This is a genomic window from Nocardiopsis exhalans, assembly GCF_024134545.1.
GTDB lineage: Bacteria > Actinomycetota > Actinomycetes > Streptosporangiales > Streptosporangiaceae > Nocardiopsis > Nocardiopsis exhalans.
In genome coordinates, this window is record NZ_CP099837.1 from 5957435 (window position 1) to 5978485 (window position 21051).

At 65.6% G+C, this 21051-nt stretch carries 15 protein-coding genes and 1 tRNA gene; 10 read left to right on the forward strand and 6 right to left on the reverse strand.

From position 1 onward, the window contains the following. Nucleotides 1-38 precede the first annotated feature (38 nt). The gene (locus tag NE857_RS26335) at nt 39-818 is read left to right on the forward strand and encodes a HEPN domain-containing protein (RefSeq protein WP_254418088.1); all 780 of its coding nucleotides are present in this window, start codon (nt 39-41) and stop codon (nt 816-818) included. A gap of 431 nt (nt 819-1249) precedes the next feature. Then, entirely contained in the window at nt 1250-1876 is a 627-nt protein-coding gene (locus tag NE857_RS26340) for a hypothetical protein (RefSeq protein ID WP_184365808.1), read from the forward strand. A gap of 306 nt (nt 1877-2182) precedes the next feature. Here NE857_RS26340 and NE857_RS26345 read toward each other — a convergent pair whose 3' ends face one another. After that, nucleotides 2183-3169 carry a hypothetical protein gene (locus tag NE857_RS26345; protein WP_184365809.1) on the reverse strand — a complete coding sequence of 329 codons (987 nt, stop codon included), beginning with the start codon at nt 3167-3169 and terminating at the stop codon, nt 2183-2185. A 214-nt stretch (nt 3170-3383) separates the two neighbouring features. On the opposite strand from NE857_RS26345, the gene NE857_RS26350 reads away from it, so the two are divergent. Continuing rightward, nucleotides 3384-3464, forward strand: a tRNA-Arg gene (locus tag NE857_RS26350). Nucleotides 3465-7903: 4439 nt separating this feature from the next. Here NE857_RS26350 and NE857_RS34745 read toward each other — a convergent pair. After that, nucleotides 7904-8338 carry a pentapeptide repeat-containing protein gene (locus tag NE857_RS34745; RefSeq protein ID WP_494516884.1) on the reverse strand — a complete coding sequence of 145 codons (435 nt, stop codon included), beginning with the start codon at nt 8336-8338 and terminating at the stop codon, nt 7904-7906. On the opposite strand from NE857_RS34745, the gene NE857_RS26360 reads away from it, so the two are divergent. The 3 genes from NE857_RS26360 (at nt 8286) to NE857_RS26370 (ending at nt 12713) form a co-directional block, all read left to right on the forward strand. Beyond that, nucleotides 8286-9815, forward strand: coding sequence for an IS4 family transposase (locus NE857_RS26360; protein ID WP_254418090.1), 1530 nt, complete (start codon nt 8286-8288; stop codon nt 9813-9815). The two genes, NE857_RS34745 and NE857_RS26360, sit on opposite strands and share 53 nt — an antisense overlap. Before the next feature lie 21 nt (nt 9816-9836). Then, nucleotides 9837-11372, forward strand: coding sequence for an ISL3 family transposase (locus NE857_RS26365; protein ID WP_254418091.1), 1536 nt, complete (start codon nt 9837-9839; stop codon nt 11370-11372). Between the two features lie 75 nt (nt 11373-11447). Further along, nucleotides 11448-12713: an IS256 family transposase gene (locus NE857_RS26370; protein ID WP_254418092.1), complete on the forward strand. Its 1266-nt coding sequence runs from the start codon at nt 11448-11450 to the stop codon at nt 12711-12713. 432 nt (nt 12714-13145) lie between these two features. On the opposite strand, the gene NE857_RS26375 is transcribed toward NE857_RS26370, so the two are convergent. Continuing rightward, entirely contained in the window at nt 13146-13985 is an 840-nt protein-coding gene (locus tag NE857_RS26375; protein WP_254418093.1) for an SDR family oxidoreductase, read from the reverse strand. A gap of 222 nt (nt 13986-14207) precedes the next feature. Here NE857_RS26375 and NE857_RS26380 point away from each other — a divergent pair, with 222 nt between their 5' ends. Then, a complete protein-coding gene (locus tag NE857_RS26380; RefSeq protein ID WP_254418094.1) occupies nt 14208-14831 on the forward strand; it encodes a TetR/AcrR family transcriptional regulator in 624 nt (207 codons plus the stop codon). Between the two features lie 230 nt (nt 14832-15061). On the opposite strand, the gene NE857_RS26385 is transcribed toward NE857_RS26380, so the two are convergent. After that, the gene (locus NE857_RS26385) at nt 15062-15916 is read right to left on the reverse strand and encodes a helix-turn-helix domain-containing protein (RefSeq protein ID WP_254418095.1); all 855 of its coding nucleotides are present in this window, start codon (nt 15914-15916) and stop codon (nt 15062-15064) included. Nucleotides 15917-16078: 162 nt separating this feature from the next. On the opposite strand from NE857_RS26385, the gene NE857_RS26390 reads away from it, so the two are divergent. The 3 genes from NE857_RS26390 to NE857_RS26400 all read left to right on the forward strand — a co-directional run bounded on the left by NE857_RS26390 (nt 16079) and on the right by NE857_RS26400 (nt 18228). Next, nucleotides 16079-16717 carry a DsbA family protein gene (locus NE857_RS26390; protein ID WP_254418096.1) on the forward strand — a complete coding sequence of 213 codons (639 nt, stop codon included), beginning with the start codon at nt 16079-16081 and terminating at the stop codon, nt 16715-16717. Nucleotides 16718-16765: 48 nt separating this feature from the next. Further along, complete coding sequence (locus tag NE857_RS26395; RefSeq protein ID WP_254418097.1) at nt 16766-17416, forward strand: NAD(P)-dependent oxidoreductase; 651 nt, start codon at nt 16766-16768, stop codon at nt 17414-17416. A 218-nt stretch (nt 17417-17634) separates the two neighbouring features. Beyond that, nucleotides 17635-18228 carry a DUF1990 domain-containing protein gene (locus tag NE857_RS26400; protein ID WP_254418098.1) on the forward strand — a complete coding sequence of 198 codons (594 nt, stop codon included), beginning with the start codon at nt 17635-17637 and terminating at the stop codon, nt 18226-18228. A 402-nt stretch (nt 18229-18630) separates the two neighbouring features. Here NE857_RS26400 and NE857_RS26405 read toward each other — a convergent pair whose 3' ends face one another. Together NE857_RS26405 and NE857_RS26410 are read right to left on the reverse strand one after the other, a co-directional pair. Next, complete coding sequence (locus NE857_RS26405) at nt 18631-19257, reverse strand: FMN-dependent NADH-azoreductase (protein ID WP_363319957.1); 627 nt, start codon at nt 19255-19257, stop codon at nt 18631-18633. Between the two features lie 236 nt (nt 19258-19493). After that, complete coding sequence (locus NE857_RS26410) at nt 19494-20963, reverse strand: hypothetical protein (protein WP_254418099.1); 1470 nt, start codon at nt 20961-20963, stop codon at nt 19494-19496. Nucleotides 20964-21051: the final 88 nt, after the last annotated feature.

Consider the following 21051-nt stretch of genomic DNA (forward strand, 5'->3'; position numbering starts at 1 on the left):
TACGGTCAAACCTGGCCCAAACAGGGCATGAAGCACTCATGGGAGGAACTAAGAAACCGACAGCCCGCGAGGCATTCGACCTCAACATGGACGACGCGAAGATCCTGGTGGAGCTCGCAGAGATGCTGACTAACCAGCGCCGCAGAAGGATGAGGACTGAGAAGCGTAAGAGGGTCGGCGAGGCGTTGCGGTACTCCCAGAAGGAGTGGGACGAGCTCGAATGCCTTGAGAGCGACAGCGCCTTCATCGTCTTCAAGCCTGGTTACGCCCACTGGCGAGAACGCCTTGATGAGAGGAACCTCCGACCGCTTCTACGGCAGGCCATCGTCGCAGCCTGCGCGGCAGTGGAAACCTTCTGCGCCGACCGAGTTATGGAGCGTCTTTCCGGCGCCCTGAAGCTCAAACCGCCACCCCCAAGGCTCCTGGAACTGTCGATGACGGTGGCGGACTACCTCCGCATCGATGAGCAATACGAGAGAACGCAGTGGGGGCTCAGACAACTCATCGAGCTTGAGGTGCGAGAGAAAGCCAGTACCGCCCCGTCCCAGGTGGGTGCGTTGTTCGCCCTCGTAGGGGAAAAGGGTCTACTGGCGAAAGTCGATGGGAAACGAGGCCTCGCTAAAACTTCCACACATCAGAGCTTGGAGGAGATCACAGAACGGCGCAATCGCATCGCCCACCAAGGTGATCGTGTAGGCCACGGAAGGGCGACCATCTCAGTCCAAGAGGTACGTCAAGACCTGGGATGCCTGGTATCGATCGTGAACGCACTGGACCAACTTACGAAGGCGCCGAATAAGACCACGCCAAGCAAATGACTGCTAATCCAACGGTCGCAGGTTCGAATCCTGCCGGGTGTGCCACAAAATTCCAGGCCACAGCTTTAGAAGATCGAGGTCACGCGGAGCTGTCCTGCTGGTGGATCCATGGTGAGAACGAGGTGGGTCGGAGTCTTCCACCCCTGCCTCGTCCCTACCCGTGCCTGCAGGGTCTGTCAGAATCCCGAGGCGCCAGCCACGAAGACCAGTCAGTCACGTCCTGTGCGAGGAGTAACAGGCCACTGCTCCGATTGGTACCTGCCGCTCCGAGCTCAGCGGAGTCCCGGTCAGTGAGTGACAGAAGGCAGCCCAATCATCTGTCTACAATATCGAACAAGCGAAACCACGACTCGCCGACAATCCATCCCCCGGCAGGACGACGCCGTGGGATGATCAAAAACACGAAACCTCGCATCTGAACGGAGTCGTCCATGATCGCAAAGCAACCTGATCCCTCATGGTTGGTCAATGTCGAGCTGAACGTTGGCGAACCCACCTATCTGAACGCCGCCGAGATGATCTACGGTGAAGACGCCGAGCACTGGTGGAAAGAGCTCGGCGATCTCCTGTACGGCCGCCCAGGATGGTACTGCGAGATCACAAACTCAGACACAGGGATGGAGATGATGTGGTCCTTCGGCGCGCTCAGGGCCTCGCTGTTCAACATCTCTTTTGATGGCGATCGGGACTATGCGCTGTTCGACTGGGAAGCAGACTCTACGGAACGGTTCTCAACCATCAACGAGCTACGCGCGTGGCTGGATGTTAACGAGGAGCGTCATACGGATCATCCACGCAATCTCCATGACCTCGTGGCTGCATCCGATTGGAGTGTACTCAAGACAGTTGGCTTCGACATAGACGTGATCTTTGACGGCGAAACATGGATCGCCACGGTCCGCAGGCTCCCCGTCACGATGAGCACTGCCGACTCTCTCTCGAACGTCGTGTCACGTGCGCGTGACGCGATAACTCATGTGTTCGACGCTCCACCGGAAGTCGCCCAAGACATCCAAGTACGAGTACACCTCGACCACACAGCCGCCGCTATGCTCTAATGCCGACTGCTGTGACTCGCCCGGAATCAGACCCGATCTCCCACACCAGTTCGGCAAAGCTCCATAATGGGCCGAAGCCGCTCTGCATGACCTGAGAATCGAAGTTCTGGTCATCGATGTATCCGAGCATGTGCGCGCTCGCCTGCGCCGAGCCCAGCACCGGCAACGCAGATAAGCCCCTGCATCAGTCCTAGGCGGATTCCCCTCTGGCGGGGCAGGCCCTACTGCCCGCGTGAAGGCAGGAGGTCACCGTCAGCCCGCGCGTCGCACGGCACCACACCAACTCTCCTGGCCGATGCGGAAAACTCAGGAGACATCCAGATCGCTGGTCGTTCGGACTCCGGATCTGCGCAGAGCAGCCAGGGACACATACCTCTGGCCCATCGTCCACGCCCACGAGCGCCCGGAGGCAGCCACCGTGTCGTTGACCAACGGCACCTCCAACACCACGGTCTCGGGATCCTCCGGTCCGGAGAGCAAGAACACCATGTACTCCTGGCCCTCCTCCCGGACCCCGCTCTCCAGCAAGGAGCGGATCAGGTCTGCGATTCGGGCGTCCCGCCCGCCGCTGTCCTCCCGCTGCTGTGCTTCCTCAGGGGTGAAGGGCACGTGGTCCTGGCGGGTGAGGATGCGGGCCAGGTGGGGTTGGATGGCCTGCTGGGCGTAGAAGCCCATGTGGGTCAGCCCTTCACGGAAGGCCCGGCCGGGCTGGCAGATGTAGGCCGCAGATTCCAGGTACTCGGGGTAGGCCTGGCTAGCGGCCACGACCACCACCTCATCGCAGGTGAGCAGGCCGTCGTTGTCGAACAGCGCCTGCAGCTCGCGCAGCAGGAAACGGTCGCGTTCGGCGGGGGCGAGGAAGGCATCGTCCACTACGGCGGTGATGGCGTCGTCCAGGGCGGCGAAGTTGAACCACACCACGCGCCGGTCCCGCACAACCTCCACGGCGGCGGGCCGTTCAGGGTCAGGGGTGAGCACGAACAGGTACCGGCCCGGCCCTTCTTCCAGGTTCTCCACGTGGCCACGGAGCTGCCGCGCATCAACCGTGCCGCGGACGGTCTTGACCTCGAGCAGATAGGTGAAGTCCGCAGAAATCCGTGCGTCGGGGACCGATCCCTTGCCGGCCTTGGGCTGGTTGGTGAAGGTGACCGTCTCCAGGGTGGCCTCGCCCGAGGCCTTGGCCAGGATCTCCTCAACCAGGGACAGGCCGATCCGTTCGAAGACCGCCAGCATCGACGAGGTGACCCGGTTCTCACTTTGCCGGTAGGTGGAGAACAGCGGTGTGGACGACACTGCATCAGCCTCCGACGAGCATGGGTGGACCTGGCTGTCTCACCAGCAGACCAAGGTGGCTCCGGATATGCAAGGACCTTGCGAGACCCCATCGGATGCCAACCGCCAGTGATGTGTGCTCCGTTTGTGCTCCGCAGTTTTGGACCGGGGCGTCAGAGGGTGGCATCCCTTGACACGAAACGACAGTAGTGTTCGGATGGATTGGGACGAAACGGCATTCCGTGGCACGTACGGGCACGAAAGCATCGGACTTCTAATCCGACGGTCGCAGGTTCGAATCCTGCCGGGTGCGCCACAAAACCCCAGGTCAGAGGGGGTGCGCGAGGATCTCGGGAGAGGTCCTCGCGGTGTTTTCGGGGCTTGTGTGCTCCTGGTGTGCTCCCCAGTACAAGGTGAGTGCAGGTGGGGGTCGACCTCCCGGAGTACTTTGCCATCCCCTGGCGCCGCCCCCCAGACCATGGGGCGCTCCGTGCCCACCCTTTGGCACCCCAGGGGATGAGTGCGGCCTGGTGACTTTGGCCCCGCCAGCCCTCGGCGCTCCAAGCAGACACCATCGCTTTGACCTCCAGCTCGGCAGTGCGCATACGCATACAAATGGCGCAGACAGGCCACAGCGGCGAGCTGGAGTACCTACACCAGTTGCGACACAGCCAGCCCTGCCGAGTGCAATGATCCGGACCGTGCACGAACCTTAGTTCGCTCAGAAGGACAAGAAACACCAGATGCCTTCCACCATGCATCTGTGCTAGCATCACCTTCACTAAAGCGTGAAACGTTCCGCAGAGGAACGAAGGCCAGATGGGCACGCCATCCCGGATTTCGGCAGCCCAGGCCTGTGGGTGCGAAGCGCAACCTCTCTGCATAAATTTTACACGCCGTTCCTGCATGGGCGCAAAATCCTCAGGTGCTGACCGGGCAGTACCGAGCATTGGTTGCCTTAACTCATGTCCAGGAAACGCACTTCAAAGCACGACGAATCTGCCCGTCTACGCAAAAAATTCACTGGGGAATCTTTCCAGTCTGCACTTGCTGGCGTAGGCCGAAAAGGCTCTATCGGCTTGGATGAATGCTCTCCCGAACAGCTCTCTTTTCGTGCACATCTCGCACTGGGCCTGTTCAACACCGGAGATCCAGGAAAGCCCCCAGCAGCGTGGAATATCGGGCGAACTCACGTTTACGATCCAGTCGTTTCCCCGAGGTGGGGGCTCTTCATATTTATTGCTCACCGAGCCCCCTACAACGCCACTCGTACACTTCTCTCCAGAAGAGAACTTGGAGATTCTGGAAGTCGCCTCCCAGGCTTGCGACTCATCGGAACATCAAGCCAGTCTCGAGAAACTGTGCTGATGCTCCATGAGCCTAGTGGCGCTAGGTTTGCCATAACTGGTCTGAGCCATTGGAGCCCTAAAGAGGCACCCGGATCGCTTCATAGGGATGCCTCCTGGTGGGAGGGGTACCTGTCCCAGGGTGATTCGCTTACAGAAATAGAGAAGGAGGAAATATCAGCGATACCAAGCATGAGCTCCGACGCAAGGATCCTACTAGCCGGACTCACCAACCGGTACTCCCTCAAAGACCCAGACAAAAAATGGAAGATTGAGTGGGACAGCCCTCCACGGAAGCCAGGCGCAAAAGAAAGGACCAGGTGGTCTCGCCCAGACCTGGTTAATCGTCGCCTCTGGGGAGAAGATAATCACTGGACTATAGAATACAACCAGGGACCCCACCCTGAAGCTCTAACAGCAGCCCTCACACACCCTATCGCGGGAATCAAGGGGGCCTCATCGAACCCAACCAAAAATAGTCAGATTGTCAAACTAGGATCCGCGAAACTGGAAATCATGAACCCCTCGGTTCACAATTTCTACTCTCACGCCAGGAATCGAAGGCGGGGAAACAATGCTTGACCTCTCCGCACTCGATATTCCCTGGTGGGCCACATTTATACTTGCATCCCTACTTTCCCTTGGTGCGATTATTTGCGGCCTGGCAAAAATTCTAGTACCATCCAAATCCGAAGATCGGCTAGCGCTCTGGCGAATATTTATAAACAGGAAAGAACTCGGAAAACGGGGCGAAGGGAACACCGACGCACCAGCGGACCTTTGATCCGATGGTCCTCGCGCCCCGGGCGCGAGGAAACCCCAGGCCAGGCCCGGTGGACCTCCGTCCTCAGCTAGGGTCAGCGGCCCTGTGGGGCTCCTGGTGTGCTCCCCTGAACCGGCTACCGCACCGGGGCCAGGTTGCTCACCTCAGCCGGAGGCGCCGCAGCGCGGCGGTCGCCCTTGCCTCCGTCGTCGCCGCACGCGGGAACACGCCCTGACAGGTGTGCTGTGTGCAGTACGTGATGGAGCGCCCCCACCCACCCAAGGCCACCTGCCCAGCCGAACCCGCGGCCAACACCCTCAAGGCAACCCCACACAGCACGAGGCCCCAACACCCACCACTCGAACTCGCCCTGACACTCAAGCGCCTTGACCAAGACCCCCTACCGGACGATACGGGCGTTATGCCCTTTTCGCTGGCCGTGGCCACCACTGGCCCCGTGGGGGCGCTGTCCCCACGGTTCGCCCGGTTGGCGGGGCCGTGGTGTTCGGGGCGACAGCGGGGCACTGGTGGCCCCACACCGCCCCACGATCCAAACAGGACGGAAACCGCCCGGCCACGGCACCCCCACCACCCCCAAACCCGGCGACCACGAACCCGAACACGAAGCGCCACCCACACCACGCGCTCACCCCTCGCCCTCACCCACCTCCTTCAGCTCTGCTCCCGCACCCGGCAGGAGCCCCCAGGACGTCGACACCTCGAACAGCGAAGATCCCAGCAAGCTCGAACACCTCCCCTGCCACGACCACGCCCTTCCCGACCAGAGCGCCCCGCCGCACATCGGATCCGCCTCCAGCCCATCAGCCGTGGCCCACCTCCGCCACCGCTGCCCACGCACCTTGAGACAGAACACCAGACCACTCGGCTGCAGCGGGGCATGCTCGGCGCGCACCCGCACGATCACACCGCTGATGAACCCATAAATATCGAACGGCCACGAGATCCCGGATTAATCGCATTGAGAAAGTTAGTTAATAAAGCTTTTATAAGTGATGAGGAAAGGCAAGGGGTGGGGACGGCGGGCAGGTTAGATCGAAGGAAGGGGATGGCGGGTCAGCCGGTCGGCCGACCCGCCAGCAGGCCGGGACCGCCGCCCCCTACGTGAAGATGACTACCCACTGGGTATAAGTCTGGATTCGTGAGTCAAGCTCAAACACGCTCTGACCTGCGAGGATGCCAGTTTCTAGCCTGATCGTGCCACCAGGGGGATCGGCAGGGCCAGTGGCATAGTCACTGGCAGGCCAAGCGGCATAGTCACAGGAAGGGCGATCGGCATAGTCACTGGAACCCCCTGTTTTCACCCCCTCCCCACCCCCAGGAGAAGGGGGATGCACAGGAATGGCTTCCTCCGATTCGCCAAGCATTCCTTTATCCATCACTCGATCCGCCACACCAGACCGGGGCCGACCAGCACGCCTCCACACACACGCACCACCCCTAAAACACCCCAGGACTCGCGCCCACTTCACCCCACAATTCCTCACTCCCGAGAACACATCTTTAATCATATAAGGATTTCCAGAGAATCAAATACAAATAATGATGAAAAAGCCAGGTCCCATTTAGACCGCAACCGCCTCGGGCAACGCCACCGGCAGACCCCACACCCCGTCCTCGCCGGAACTGGCGGTTCAGGACATCGAAACAGGGCCGCCCCCTGGAAGGGAACGGCCCTGGATTCTTCTGTAAGAGGTCAGGCCACGGGTTGCCGCAGCGCCTGCCACTGACGCACCACTGCGGCCAGGTCGCTCATGTCCAAGGGCGCCTCACCGCCGCCCGCTCCCATGGGCTCGGGATCTGAGTCCTCTTGGCGAGGTGCGGATGGCACCGCCTTCGCGCGACGCCGGGCGTGCTGGTTCTTCTCGTGCACGGCCAGGTACAGGCGTACCCCGTGGACTCCGTCATCGTTCTCACACCACCCACGCCGCCCCGTGTACAACGCCCGCCGGGGAGGCGGCCCGGCTGCGTGCGTGTCCCCGTGCGCTGCCTCGGTGCGGGGGCGAGGAACCTGCACCCGCACCTGGCCCGCGGGCCGCCCCCAGTCAGGATCACGGCCTCCACTTGGAAGCCGCGCCGGCAGTGGTTGACGCGCCTCGGCTACCAGTCGAGCGCTCTGCCCGGTGGGGCTGCAGAACACGGCGGCGAGCACCGCCCCGAGGGCCCAACGCAGATGCTCTCCCCAGCCCTGTCGGCGTTTGCGATGCCGCCCGCTATGCTTTTCCACGATCTCCTCCTGCTGATTCCAGGTGGGGATTAAGCCCCGGCGCGGTGTTCGCAGCACCGTGTCGGGGCGCCTCCACTTCGTCGTTCTCCATCAAGGTGTGGCCTGGGCGGGTGTCAATGGCCCCGGGGTCGTACGCCACCCGGAGCTGCGCTTCTCACCCACACCACACAAAAGGCACAAAATCCCCTAAAGCCCGCAAGGAATGCGCTGTTCCCGCAGGGCTGGTCGATGTTCGCTTGGGTGAGCGAGGTTCTTCAAGTCCGTTCCGCAGAAAAGTCACGGATCTGGGCAAAGGCACACCCGTAAGGCCAGTCAGGGAATGCCCGCTGGGTGAAAAAACCGAGGGGCCTCGCCCGGTTTCTTTGGGTGAAGCCCCTCTTTTCTGGCTGGTGCTGTCGCGCCTACAGCGGGATTTCCGCGATCGTGAGGTCCAAATCGCGGATCATGACCTCGCTGAGCTGTCGGAGTTGGATCTCGGTCACCTTTGCTCCGTGGAGCGAGGCCAGCCCGGACAGGTTCGACAGGTCACTGCCGCGCAGGTCGGCGCCGGACATCTTGGTGTTCTTGATGTCCGCGGCGAAGGCGCAGTCGTCGAAGACCGCACCGCGCAAGTCGCTTCCGATGATCTCGGCTTCCTTGAAGGAGCAGCCGACGAACCAAGGCCGTTTAGTTAGCGCTCCAAGCCAGCTGTCAAGCCCGTAGCACCACCCCACCCAACACAAAGAACGGGACCTCCGATAAAAGCAGGAAATCGACCAAGATCCACCTGCCCCGGAGGCCCCGTTGCCCGACCAGTATGCCACCACCTCCCACACCCACACCCACACCCACACCATCACCGTGGCCGCCGGTATCTACGCCCCCGGCCACCTAGGCGAACTCACCCGCTACCTGCCCTTCGACCTCATCGACGCCGTCCTGGAACACACCCGCACCCAGCAACAACGACTGCGCGCTCTGCCCTCACGGGTCGGGGTCTACTTCGTGCTGGCCCTGAACCTGTTCCCCCACCTGGGATACGCCCGCGTCTGGGACACCCTCGTAGCGGGCCTGCAAAGCCTGCCCCTGCCCCGCCCCAGCCAGGCCGCGCTCGTGCACCTGCGCCGACGCCTGGGCCCCACCCCGTTCAAAACCCTCTTCCAGACCCTGGCGGCTCCCTTGGCCCAACCCACCACCCCCGGAACCCGCTACCGGCACTGGCGCACCGTGGCCTTCGACGCCTGCCACTCGATCAAAGCCCCCGACAGCGCACGCAACCTCACCTGGCTCCGCAAGATCTGCTACCAGCAAGGCACGGAAGGCTACCCCCGCCTGCAGATCACCGCCCTGTGCGAGACCGGTACCCGCTCCCTGCTGGGCGCCACCCTGACCCGCGCCCCCAGCGGCGAACCCGACCAGGCCCGCACCCTGCTCGACCGGCTCACCCCCCAGATGCTGGTCCTGGCCGACCAGGCCTACCAAGGCAACACCTTCCTGGGCGAGGTCGCCGACACCGGAGCCCAACTCCTGATCCGCCTGCGAGAACACCGCCGCCCCCGGGTGGAAACCCTGCTCCCGGACGGCTCTTACCTGACTCACCTGGACGGGCTCAAACTCCGCATCGTCCAAGCCCGCATCACCGCCACCACCCAGGACGGGACACAGGTCAGGGGCGTGTACCGGCTGGCCACCACCCTGCTGGACCACCGCACCGACCCCGCCCGGCAACTGCTGGCCCTGTACCACGAACGCTGGGAGGTGGAATCGGCCTTCTACTCCCTACGACACACCCTGCTGCACCGTCGTGTGCTGCGCTCCCAGGACCCGGCCGGCCTGGAGCAGGAGGTGTGGGCCCTGCTGGTGCTCTACCAGGCGCTGCGCATGCCCATGGTCGAGGCGGTGGAGTCCCGGCCAGGCACCCACGCCGATCGGGCCGCCTTCACCACCGCCCTGAACACCGCCCGTTGCCAGGTCATCACCGCCCAGCAGGTGCTGCCCGACCAAGACGCCCCCGGCCGAGGCGGGGGCATAGTCCAAGCGGTACGGGAGAACCTGCTCCCGGCCCGCCGTGCTCGGATCAGCGCACGCAAGCTCAAGTGTTCCCACCGGCGTTACCGCGAAGCCGACCCCGAGCGGCCCCTGACCACCGATCGGGTGCAGGATCTGGAGTTGGAGATCTTGGCCCCTGCGCCCGAGGCCGTGGCGGGGCCCCAACAGCCCGCGGCCAAGATGGTGCCCGGGATCCGGCCCGGTGGGTCCAAGGAGCGCACGATGCGCCTGTTGGGCTGGGAGTGTAAAGGTAGGGGCTCTGTCCCCATTCCGGTGGTGACGTAGGGCATCAACCTGTCACGCTCGGTGGCGTGTGACGTTAAAGAACTCCTGAAGATCGTCTTCTCCGGCCTGCTGCCCCTGATCATCGAGGCCATCGACGACGGACCCACCATCGGGCTGCGGACCCGCACCCCCGACCAGCCGTCTCCTTGCCCGGTCTGCGGCACCCCCTCCGTCAAGGTGCACGCCTACCACCAGCGCACCCTCACCGACACCCCCGTCGACGGCAAGAACGTGCACGTCACGGTGCGCATACGACGTTTGGTGTGCTCAACCCGCGGTTGCCCCCGCCAAACGTTTCGGGAACAGCTCCCCGGCGTCCTGGTCCGCTACCAGCGGCGCACGCCCCGTCTGGCCACCCAGATCGGCGCGGTAGCGCGGGAGCTGGCAGGCCGGGCCGGCGCCCGGCTGCTCAAGGCCCTGGCCGCACCGGTCTCGAAGAACACCGCGCTACGGACCCTGATGCGCCTGCCCCTTCCCAGGCATCCGGTGCCCCGTGTACTGGGGGTGGACGACTTCGCGCTACGCAAAGGCCGCCGGTATGCCACCGTGCTCACTGACACGACCACCAACGCCCGTATCGAGGTCCTGCCCGACCGCACCGCCGACACCTTGGAAACTTGGCTGCGCGACCGTCCTGGGATCGAGGTCGTGGTGCGCGACGGGTTCGCCGCCTACGCCGAGGCCGTCCGCCGAGCATTGCCCGACGCTGTGCAGGTCGCCGACCGCTGGCACCTGTGGCACAACCTGTCCGAGGCGGTGCGCAAAGACGTCGCCTCCCACAGCACCTGCTGGGCCAAGGCCGGACCTCCCCTCCAGAAGCTGGACCGTCAGGAGTCCACCCTCGAGCGCTGGCACCACATCCACGACCTGCTCGACCAGGGCGTGGGGCTGATGGAGTGCGCCCGCCGACTCAACCTGTCCTTGAACACCATCAAGCGCTACGCCCGCATCGGCGAGCCCGACCGGCTGCGCCAAGCCCCGCAGTACCGCGCTGGCCTGGTCGACCCCTACCGCGACTACCTACGCAAACGAAAGGAGGAGAACCCGGCCGTGCCCGTGCAACGGCTCTTCGGCGAGATCAGCCGACTCGGCTATGAGGGCAGCCTCAACCTGCTCTACAAGTACATCAACCAGGGTCGACTCGACAGCGACCGGGAAGCGATCTCACCCAAGGCCTTCAGCGCGCTGCTCCTGGCCCACCCCAACCGGCTCACACCCGAGGAGAGCCAGACTCTCGCCGAGCTGACCGGGGCCTGCCCGGAGATGGCCCGGCTTGGCGACCACATCAGCGGCTTCGCCCAGCTCCTGGCACCTGCCCCGGGCAACGCCGAGGCCCTGACCGGGTGGATTGCCGGAGTTGGTGAGGACGATCTGCCGCACCTTCACGCCTTCACCCGCGGCCTGGACCAGGACCGGGCCGCGGTCGACGCGGCCCTGACCCTGCCCTTCCACAACGGAGGCACGGAGGGTGTGAACACCAGGTCGAAGCTGCTCAAACGCCAGATGTACGGGCGAGCCGGGTTCCCGTTGCTCCGCCACCGCATCCTCCTGCAGTGAGCTCACTGAACGTCACCACCGAAATGGGGACAGAGCCAAGGTAGGGGTGTAACTCCAAGGGGGTAGGAGTGCACCATGAGTGACAAGACGCAGGTCAAGGCCGATACTGGCAGGTCGGACGAAGAGTTCGTCCAGGAACTGAAGACCAAGGCCGAGGCCGAGGGCATCGAGCTGGTCGGGGAGAACGGGCTGCTGGCCCGCCTGACCAAGACCGCCCTGGAGAACGTCCTGGCCGCCGAGATGGACACCCACCTGGGCTACGCCAAGCACGAACGCTCCACCGAGCCGAGCGGCAACGCCCGTAACGGCACCCGGTCCAAGACCCTGACCACCGAGGCCGGACCCGTCGAGCTCGACGTGCCCCGCGACCGCGACGGCTCCTTCGAGCCCCAGATCGTCCGCAAGCGCCAGAGGCGGTTGAACGGGGTCAACGGCATCGTGCTCTCACTGTCGGCCCGCGGGCTCACTCACGGCGAGATCTGCGCCCACCTGGCCGAGGTCTACGACGCCAACGTGTCCAAGCAGACCATCTCCAACATCACCGAGGCGGCCATGGAGCGCATGGCCGAGTGGCAGAACCGGCCCCTGGACCAGGTCTACCCGGTGCTGTTCGTGGACGCCATCAACGTCAAGATCCGCGATGGCCAGGTCGCCAACCGGCCCATCTACGTCGTGCTCGGTGTCACGGCCGAGGGTGAGCGCGACATCCTCGGTCTGTGGGCCGGCGACGGCAGCGAGGGCGCCAAGTACTGGGCGCACGTGTTCACCGAACTCAAGAACCGTGGTGTGGCCGACGTGCTCATGCTCGTGGCCGACGGGATCAAGGGCATGAGCGAGGCGGTGGAGTCGGTGTGGCCGCGCACGGTGGTGCAGACCTGCATCGTGCACCTTTTGCGCAACAGCTTCCGCTACGCCTCCCGAGCTGACTGGGAGAAGGTCGCCAAGGCGCTCAAGCCCGTCTACACCGCCGCCACCGAGGAGGCCGCTCTGGAGCGGTTCTCCGAGTTCTGCGAGGAGTGGGGGGACAAGTACCCGGCGATCGTGCGGTTGTGGGAGAACGCCTGGGCGGAGATGGTGCCGTTCCTGGCCTTTGATGTGGAGATCCGCAAGATCATCTGCACCACGAACGCGATCGAGTCGATCAACGCCCGGATCCGCCGCGCGGTCAAGGCTCGGGGGCACTTCCCCAACGAGCAGGCTGCGCTCAAGTGCGTCTACATGGCGTTGATGGCTCTGGACCCCAAGGGGACCGGGCGGGCCAAGTGGAGCGCGCGCTGGAAGAAGGCGCTGAACGCGTTCGATCTGACCTTTGATGGCCGGTTGACCGCGACACGCCGCTGACCAGGAACAACAGTTACACCCTTAACTTGACACACCCGTTGGGCTCGGACCTGAGTCGGGGGTGGAGTCCGATCGAGGTCGCTCGGGCGTTGGATTATCCGCATTATCGGAGTCTGGCCACGCAGATGGGGGTGTGGGTCCAGGAGGGGTTCCTGCAACGGACCGCGCATGGCCGATACACGCTGGCTCTGCGGTGGGCGGGGGTGGAGTTGACAGCCCAGCGTGTTCCTTAACTAAACGGCCTTGGCCGACGAACGCCACGTCACCGGTGACCTTGACCTGCTCCCAGCTGGCGTAATCGAACTGGCAGCCCTCGAAGAGCACGTCAGTCATCGAAACGCGCGCCAGTGACACCCCCCAGTTCTGGTGTGTCCCGCGTTTTTCGGAGTCAGGTCCGTGGACCGTGCCCGCTGGGCCCTGGGCTGGCGGACGTCATAGACCGCGCGCTATGGCGATCATCCCTTTGATGTTCAGACCCGCCTTCGTACCCCCGTCGACGAGGATGTCGGTTCCGGTCAGGTAGCCGGGCTTGTCACCGGCACAGAAGGCGAGCACCTCCGCCACCTCCTCGGGGGCGCCGAACCGCTTGAGCGCAGCGAATTCGAGCATCTCACCGGAGCCGGACCTCTCTTCCAAGCGTCCCATGGCGGTGTCGAAGGATCCCGGGGAGACGGACACCGCGCGGGCCCCGCGCTGCCCTAGGGCCGCTGCGATCCTCCGGGTGTACCAGATCACGAACGCCTTGCTCATGCTGTAGGCGCAACCGGGACGGACCTTCTTCGGCAGGAGGTTCACCAAGCGCACGAACCTCTGCTCGAACTTGGCCACGTCGGCGAACGCCAGCTGGTACGTGCGGGTCGGCTCCAGGACGGCGGGCTGCAGGTGTCCCGCGATCGACGCGACGTTCACCAGGGCATCCCCGGCGCCGGCTGTTCCCAGGAAGGCTCGTGTGACGTTGATGGTGCCCACGGCGTTGATCCGCAGGATCAGCTCGGCCGAACCCATCTGAGGACTCACCCCTGCGGCGTGGACGACTGCCCGGACACGGCCGTGGGAGCGCGCCGAGGCGAACAGGCGGTCGACGGAGGCCCGGTCGGTGATGTCGCACACAACCCCGGACGCGTCGAGGCCGAGTGCGAGCAGCTCCTTCACGGCGGCGTCGACGCGTTCCTGGCTCACGTCGGCGAGCACGATCCGGTGATCCCGGCCCATGATCTTCGCTGTGGCGAGGCCCATGCCTCCCGCCCCGCCAGTAATCACCGCTGTCTCCATTGCCGGTCCTTTCCTCGAGCGTGGTTCATTCGGACCGGGGAGGATTCGGGGCGGTTGTCCGGCCGAGGCCCTGGCCTGCCGCAACACATCTGTCGGCCGTGATGCCCGCCCTCATCGGATCTTCGCACCCCACGAGCTTGTTCTTGCATTCAACTGCAAGATCTTCGTATGGCCGCAGGCTAGCATAAGTTTCATTCGACTGCAGGTTGCTACCCTGGTGCGGTGACCACTGACAACGGACGCCAACCGCGCGCGGACGCTGTGCGCAACGCCGAGCGCATCCTGCGCACCGCCCGGACGGTTTTCGCCGACCTCGGTCCGGATGCGCCGCTCGAAGAGGTCGCTCGCCGCGCCGACGTGCGTATCCGGACACTGTTCAACCACTTCCCGAGCAAGGGGGAGCTGGTCCGGGCGGCCCTCGAACAGAGCGCCGCCGAGGAGCTCACGCCCGCCATCGAACGGGCGCTCGCAGACGAGGACCCGATGCGGGGCCTGGTCAGCCTGATCGAGGCGGCGATGGGCCTGGCGTCCCGCGAGCTGAACACCCTGGCCGCCGCCCACAACACCGGCGTACTGGCCGCGGAGGCCAACCTCCTGTTCGAGAACTCGCTGGCCGCGCTCGCCCGACGCGCGCAGGACGCCGGCCTCCTACGCCCCGATCTCGTCCCCGAGGATCTCCCCCGGATCATGGCGATGCTGGTCAGCACGTTGTGGACCATGGACCCCGACACCGACGGCTGGCGCCGCTACCTGGCGCTCATGCTCGAGGGCCTGGCGCCCTCCGCGGCGAGTCCCCTGCCTCCACCGGTCACCCTGCTGACGCAAACGCGAGCGGGTGTCCGGTAGAGCGCGTTTCTGGGATCGCGATGACCAGGGCTGGCGTGCAGGTGGATGAGGAAGTCGGCGAGCGCGGGTCTGCGACACCCAGCCGGATGCCGGGAGGCGGTCCCGGCACACACCACGACCTCCATCAGACCCGGAACAAAACACTTCCTGGCCTTCGTCGGTAGCGTCTGCACCCTCATGTGTTTTCCGCCGACCCACCAGGTGAGATGTGCTCCTGCCGCGTCAGCGCGTCAGCCCGCGCGGAAGCGGTGGCGAAACGCGGAGGGGGTGAGACCGGTCCGCTGGGTGAAGTACTTGACGAAGTTGCTGGCATCGTCGAAACCGAGCCGGTCGGCGACTCGACCGATCGGGTCCTCCTCGTGGGCCAGGAGCCGTTTGGCCTCCAGCACGACACGGCGGTCGATGAACTCCTTGGCGCCCACACCGGCGGAAGCCGTGGTGGCGCGGCTGAGCGTGCGGGGGGAGTAACCCAGCGCCCGCGCGTAGTCGTTCACGTTGCGGGCACGGGCGAAGCGCTCCTCCACGGCGGATCGGAACCGCACGAAGGCCTCCGGGTGGTCAGCTGTCGGGCTCCCTACCTGCGTGGTCTGGTAGGTCAACCGCAGCATCACCACGGCCAGCAGGTGCTGGAGGATGCGGGCCCGCAGAGCCGCAGGAAGCGAAGCGGTGCTCTCGTACTCGTGGACCAGGTGGCCGAGCGCCTCCTCCATGGCGGCCGCGTCGTCCCCGGCGAGCTCCCAGTGAACGCGGCCGAACAGGTCGTCCAGCCCCGTCTGGGCGGAGGTGGCCGCATCCAGCACACCGGACTGGAAGAGCACCAGCCATCCCGATCCGCTCGTGAGGTCGTGGAACTGCTGGACTTGCCCCGGACGCACCCACAGCCACGCCCCGGGGGTCGCCATGTAGTCGGTGAAGTCCACCATGTGCCGCACCATCCCCTGCTGCACGGTGAGCAACTGGTGGAAGTCGAGCCGCTGGGCCATCTCCATGCCCGGACGGCGCCGCAACCGCCGATGTAGCTGGCCGAACGACATCACCTCGATCCCGCCCGCGTCCCCTCCCGGGGGCTCATACCGGACCTCCAAAACCTCAGAGTGTCCCTTTTTTACCATCATGAGTCACCACCGTACCTGGAACATGCGCCAGCTCGAACTTAGTTTAAAAGGGCAGATACGGGAACGGCCCATCATGGACGTGGCCTTGGTTCTGCGACATGTGGCCTGAATCAACCATTGGAGAGGACGTCCATGACCCCAGTCGAGCTCACCTACGCCTTCGACGCCTATTGCGGTTGGTGCTACGGGTTCGCCCCGGCGCTGCACCGTTTCGTCGACGCCAATGCTGACCGGATCCGTCTGCGGGTGCTCTCCGGTGGCCTGTTCTCAGGCGCGGCGGCCGGTCCCATCAGCGCTTACCCGCACATCCCGGCCGCCAACGAGCGCATCGCGCGTCTGACCGGCGTCACCTTCGGTGCCCCCTACCAGCGGATGCTCGCCGAGGGCACCACGATGATGGACTCCACCGCCGCGGCCACGGGGCTGGTGGCGTTGCGCCGGCAGGCCCCGGAAAGAGCCCTGGAGTTCGCCGCAGCGATGCAGGAGGCGTGGTACCTGCACGGCCGCGACCTGGGTGACGTGGCCGTCTACCGCGACATCGCCACCGGCAAGGGGATCGACGCCCAGGCGGTCACGGAGGACTACACCCACCCCGCCACCCGAACAGAGGCGGAACAGGACTTCCGCGCTCTGCGCCGCCTGGGAGTCAGCCAGTACCCGACCCTGCTGCTGCACAGCGACACGGGCGTCCACCGCCTGGGCGGCCCTGTCTCCAGCGCCGAGGCCCTCAGCGCGGCCCTGGACGCCCAGCTGGCAGCCGCCACCACCTGATCTCCCCCTGGCAAGCACATCGACAGTCAACTCGAAAGGACCATCCCCATGGCTGACATCGCGGTTTTCGGAGCCACCGGCACCATCGGCTCCCGCATCGCCGAAGAGGCCCTGGAGCGCGGTCACACGGTCACTGCCGTGGTCCGCGACCCGGCCAGGCTCACCGACCTCGATCCCCGCCTGAAGGCCGTCACCGGCGACGCCCTGGACCCGGCCTCGGTCACCGCCGCCGCCCAAGGACAGGACGTGGTGGTCAGCGCGGTCGGCGGCGGGGACGGACCCGGCCACCTGGCCACGATCGAACCGTCCGCCCGTGCCCTGGTCGAAGGCCTGCGCGGCCTCGGAGAACAGGCCCCGCGACTGGTCGCGGTCGGCGGCGCCGGCTCTCTGCGTACCCCGGACGGTCAGCAGGTGTGGGACACCCCGGGTCTGCCCGAGGGCCTGTTGCAGATCATGCGCGCCCACGGTGACGCACTGGACTACTACCGCACCGTCACGGACCTGGACTGGACCAACGTCAGTCCTGCCGCCCAGATCGGGCCGGGCGAGCGCACCGGCACCTACCGCACCTCCGGAGAGGAGCTGCTCACCGACGAGGCCGGGAACAGCACCATCTCGGCCGAGGACTACGCCGTGGCGATCCTCGACGAGATCGAGCACCCGCAGCACCTGCGGCAGCGCTTCGCCGTAGCTTACTGAGCGCTCGCGAACCGTCGGGGCGGAGCAGGCGATGCCCCCCTGCTCCGCCCCGACGATCACCGGCAAAGGCACGGCACAGGGAAAGACCGACGATCCATGAGCCCTCACGGAGCTCGCTCCGCCGCTTGGACGACTTCGCGGTGCGCTTCCACGGTCCTGCTGAACGCCCGCGAATCCATCGGGGCACAGGTACTCACTCCGTCAGAAAGCAGCGGGCAATGCACCACGAGCCTTTCCGGGAATCGCCCTTCAACTACGCGTCGGTGGGTGCCACCAGACCCGAAGACCCCACGGGCGCTCGGCCACGCCGACACCCCATCAGCGAGGTCCGCGCCCCGATCGGAAGCGGCCAGGCCCGTTGGGAGCACGCAGGGAAGGAAACCCTTTCCTGGGGCATCCAGCGCCGGGCGGGCTACTCGATCCTCCCGCGTGGCCGACCACAGAACGCCACAAGAGATCCCGAGCGCCACGAGATGCCCGGCGCAGCACACCCACGGGTACTGCCAGGCCTGACGGTGCAGCTGCGCCGCCGCATCGGCCCGCTGCCGATGAAGATGCCCGTCCGCGTCGTCTACGTTCTCGATGAACCGAACCGCAAGGGTTTCGCCTTCGGTACGTTGGCCGGGCATCCCGTGAGCGGGGAAGCGGCATTCATCGTCGAACGCTCCGCGGACGACTCAGTGCGGTTCGTCCTGCGTTCGTTCAGCGGACCCGGACAAGGTATGTGGCGGTTGGCCTACCCGATCGTGCTCCTGTTGCGGAGACGGTTCCGGGAATCCTACCTGGAGGCTTTGGCGGGGCCCCTCGACTGAACAAGTACCCGAGGGCCTCAGCCAGTCAGGGCGCGGCTCAGAGCGGAAACGGCAGGCACCGGAGATCACGCCGGGGAGGGATCTTCCCATCGCCTCTGTTTCCCGGACGCGGGAACTCTTGGTCCTGCGCGTCCGCAGGAATGGTGGGCAAGCCCTCTACCTCGGCAGCGCGCCGTGGGTGTCTGCTCCCACGCGTGGGAAGTCGCCTTGGCCCCACAGCGCGCCACAGCGCGCCACAGTGGCGTTCGGTCTCGTACCCGCTGTCGGTGGACGGCATGACCGTCACCTCTTCCATGGCGTTGCCGGGCGACGCGCGCCATGGCCGCACGGAGCGTAGGCACCTGCGTCCGCCTCGCGGCATGGGATCGATCCGGGCGGACGCCCGGACCGACCGCGAGGAGCTCAGGCGGCAACGTTCGGGGCTGCGGCCTTGCCCTTGCTGATCGCGTCCTCGTAGGCCTTGGCCTTGGGGGCGTCTGCGAGCGGGATCAGCAAGGGCAAGGCCGGGTTGGAGTGCGCCGTGGTGAGTTCGGGAACGATGAAGTCGATTTCCATGCCCACCAGATCCGCCAGGACCGCCTGTAGGTAGTTCTGAACGCACTCATAGCCCTTACACGGGGTGCCGGGGCCGTAGGCACCGCCGCGGCTGGCCACGACGAACACCGGGGTGCCCTTGATCGGGGAATCCTCAACGAACGCGGTGCGGCCCACGATCGTGACCTGATCGACCCACGCCTTCAGGGTGGAAGGGATCGTCAGGTTGTACATCGGGGCGCCGATGAGCACGGCGTCCGCGTACTCCAGCTCCTTGATCAGTTCGAGCCGCGGAGCGTAGGCCTCCACCTGCGCCGGGGTGTGGTCGGCAGGGTCGGTGTAGCTGGTAGACGCAGTGACGGCGTCCAGGTGCGGCACCGGGTCGGCAGCGAGGTCGCGGTAGATGACGGAGCCGTCGGGGTGCTGATCCTGCCATGCCTTACGGAAGGCGGCCGTGACCGAGCGGCTTCTGATCCGACGGTCGCAGGTTCGAATCCCGCCGGGTGGGGCCGAGGTGGGGCCAGCCCCGCTTTCACCCTTCTATCCTGCCACCGCTGGTGCGACCTGCCGGAATCGCGCAGCATCATCCACGCCGTCCGCTCAGCGTCCCGCGGCGGCATGGTGCCGGTCGGACCCAACGTCACCTTCGGCGGCTTCCGGGTTCACACGAGTGACGGGAGGCGATCCCCGGCACACAGCGCGATCAGCGACCTGCTCACCTTGGTCTCGAATCAGTCCAACGGGGGCTCCTGGCTCCAGGCGCGAGCGTCAAGGGTCAGAGCGTCATCACCCACCATGAAGGGCTGCGGCTCATTCGTGCCCTGGTCGATGCGAATCTGTCCGGCACGCTCGAACGCCCCGGTCCGTGCGCGGAACCGGAGGGGGTCGGTCGCGTTCAGCACACGCAACCGCCATGGCGCTCCTTCCTCCTGGGCGGGTACGGCCAGGTGCACCATGGCACGGGCTTCACGGCGCACACGCATGTCGGTGTGTTCAGCCGTGTAGGAGGCCATACGCAGCTCAGCCCGGTCAGCAACACCGGTGACCTCACGAGCGGGTCCGAGAACGGGCGGGAGGAATCCCCGCGGGGCCAGGTCCTCACGTGTCGCGCGGGCCAGTTCCGCGGCGTCGGGCATGTCTTTGAGGAGCCTCTTCCAGTCCGGAGCCAGGGCGATTCCTCCGTGTCGGAGCCAGGTCGCCACCAGGGAGCGGAAGGCGGCCTCGCGCCGCCGTGCGGGGAGTGCTCCCGCCACCAGGATGTCGTGCCCGGCCCCGTGTAGGGCACGGCAGTACGCCTCCACCGGTATGCGTGTGACCTCGCCGGGGTAGCGGACCGAGCGGATCCGCATCATGGCCCAGAGCAGGAAGGTCGCCGCTCCCCGGGCGCAACCCTCCAGCTTTCCCTCCTGTGGCGGATGCTCGACCCGTGACCCCGCCTGACGGGGCGGGGTCTGTACGCCGGCGCGGCGCCCGGCACTCGACAGGTGCCAGGAGGGGTCGTCGAGTCGCAGTGAGGCTTCCCGTGCCCGCAGCAGTCCCCCTGAGCCCAGAGCGATGCTCGCCCCTCGTGCGTCGGAGCCCAGGCCCGCCCCCGGGGCCGCGCCCGTGTCGACGGCCGCCTCGCTCACCTCGTCCAGGTGTACCTCCAGTGTGGGAGGAGATCCCGGGGTGTTCGCTTCGTGGTCGTAGGAGCGGACCAGCTCCAGGACGAGGAAGGCGCACAGACGGGTACCGGCCCGTTCGAGCTGAAGGTGGCGGATCGTGGAGGCGCCCAGGAGGTAGTCATCGGCCAGGTCGGTCAGTGTCTGCGGCCTCCAGTGGTGATACGCCGGGCGGACCGTGCCCCGGTAGTCGCGGTAGGGCTTGTCGAAAAGCGCGGGTGGGGGCTGGAGCAGCGCGTCGATCCGGTGGCCGGCGATCGCGCCCTGCTCCACCATCCAGTCCCAACGGGTCGGTCTCAGGCGTGCCATCCACTCCAGGGCCGCTCGGGCGCGCCGTTCCCGTGCGCGAGGAGTTCGGCCGGTCGCGGCACGGAACAGGGGGAAGGTGGTGTTGTCCCAGGCGTCGGAGAGGGCTCTGATGGTTTCCCGGTCGAAGGTGCGTGCGTCGCGGGCGGCATCAGCGATCTGGACCAGGGAGCGGTCCAGCAGAGCGCCCAACGCGGCCAGGGACGGTTCGGCGGGGTCAGAGGGTGCGCTCATAACCGAGAACCCTGGCACAAGACCACGGTGGGAACATCAGCCGGTGGTACAGAAAGAACCACGCTCTCGCCCACCAGCGGGAACAATT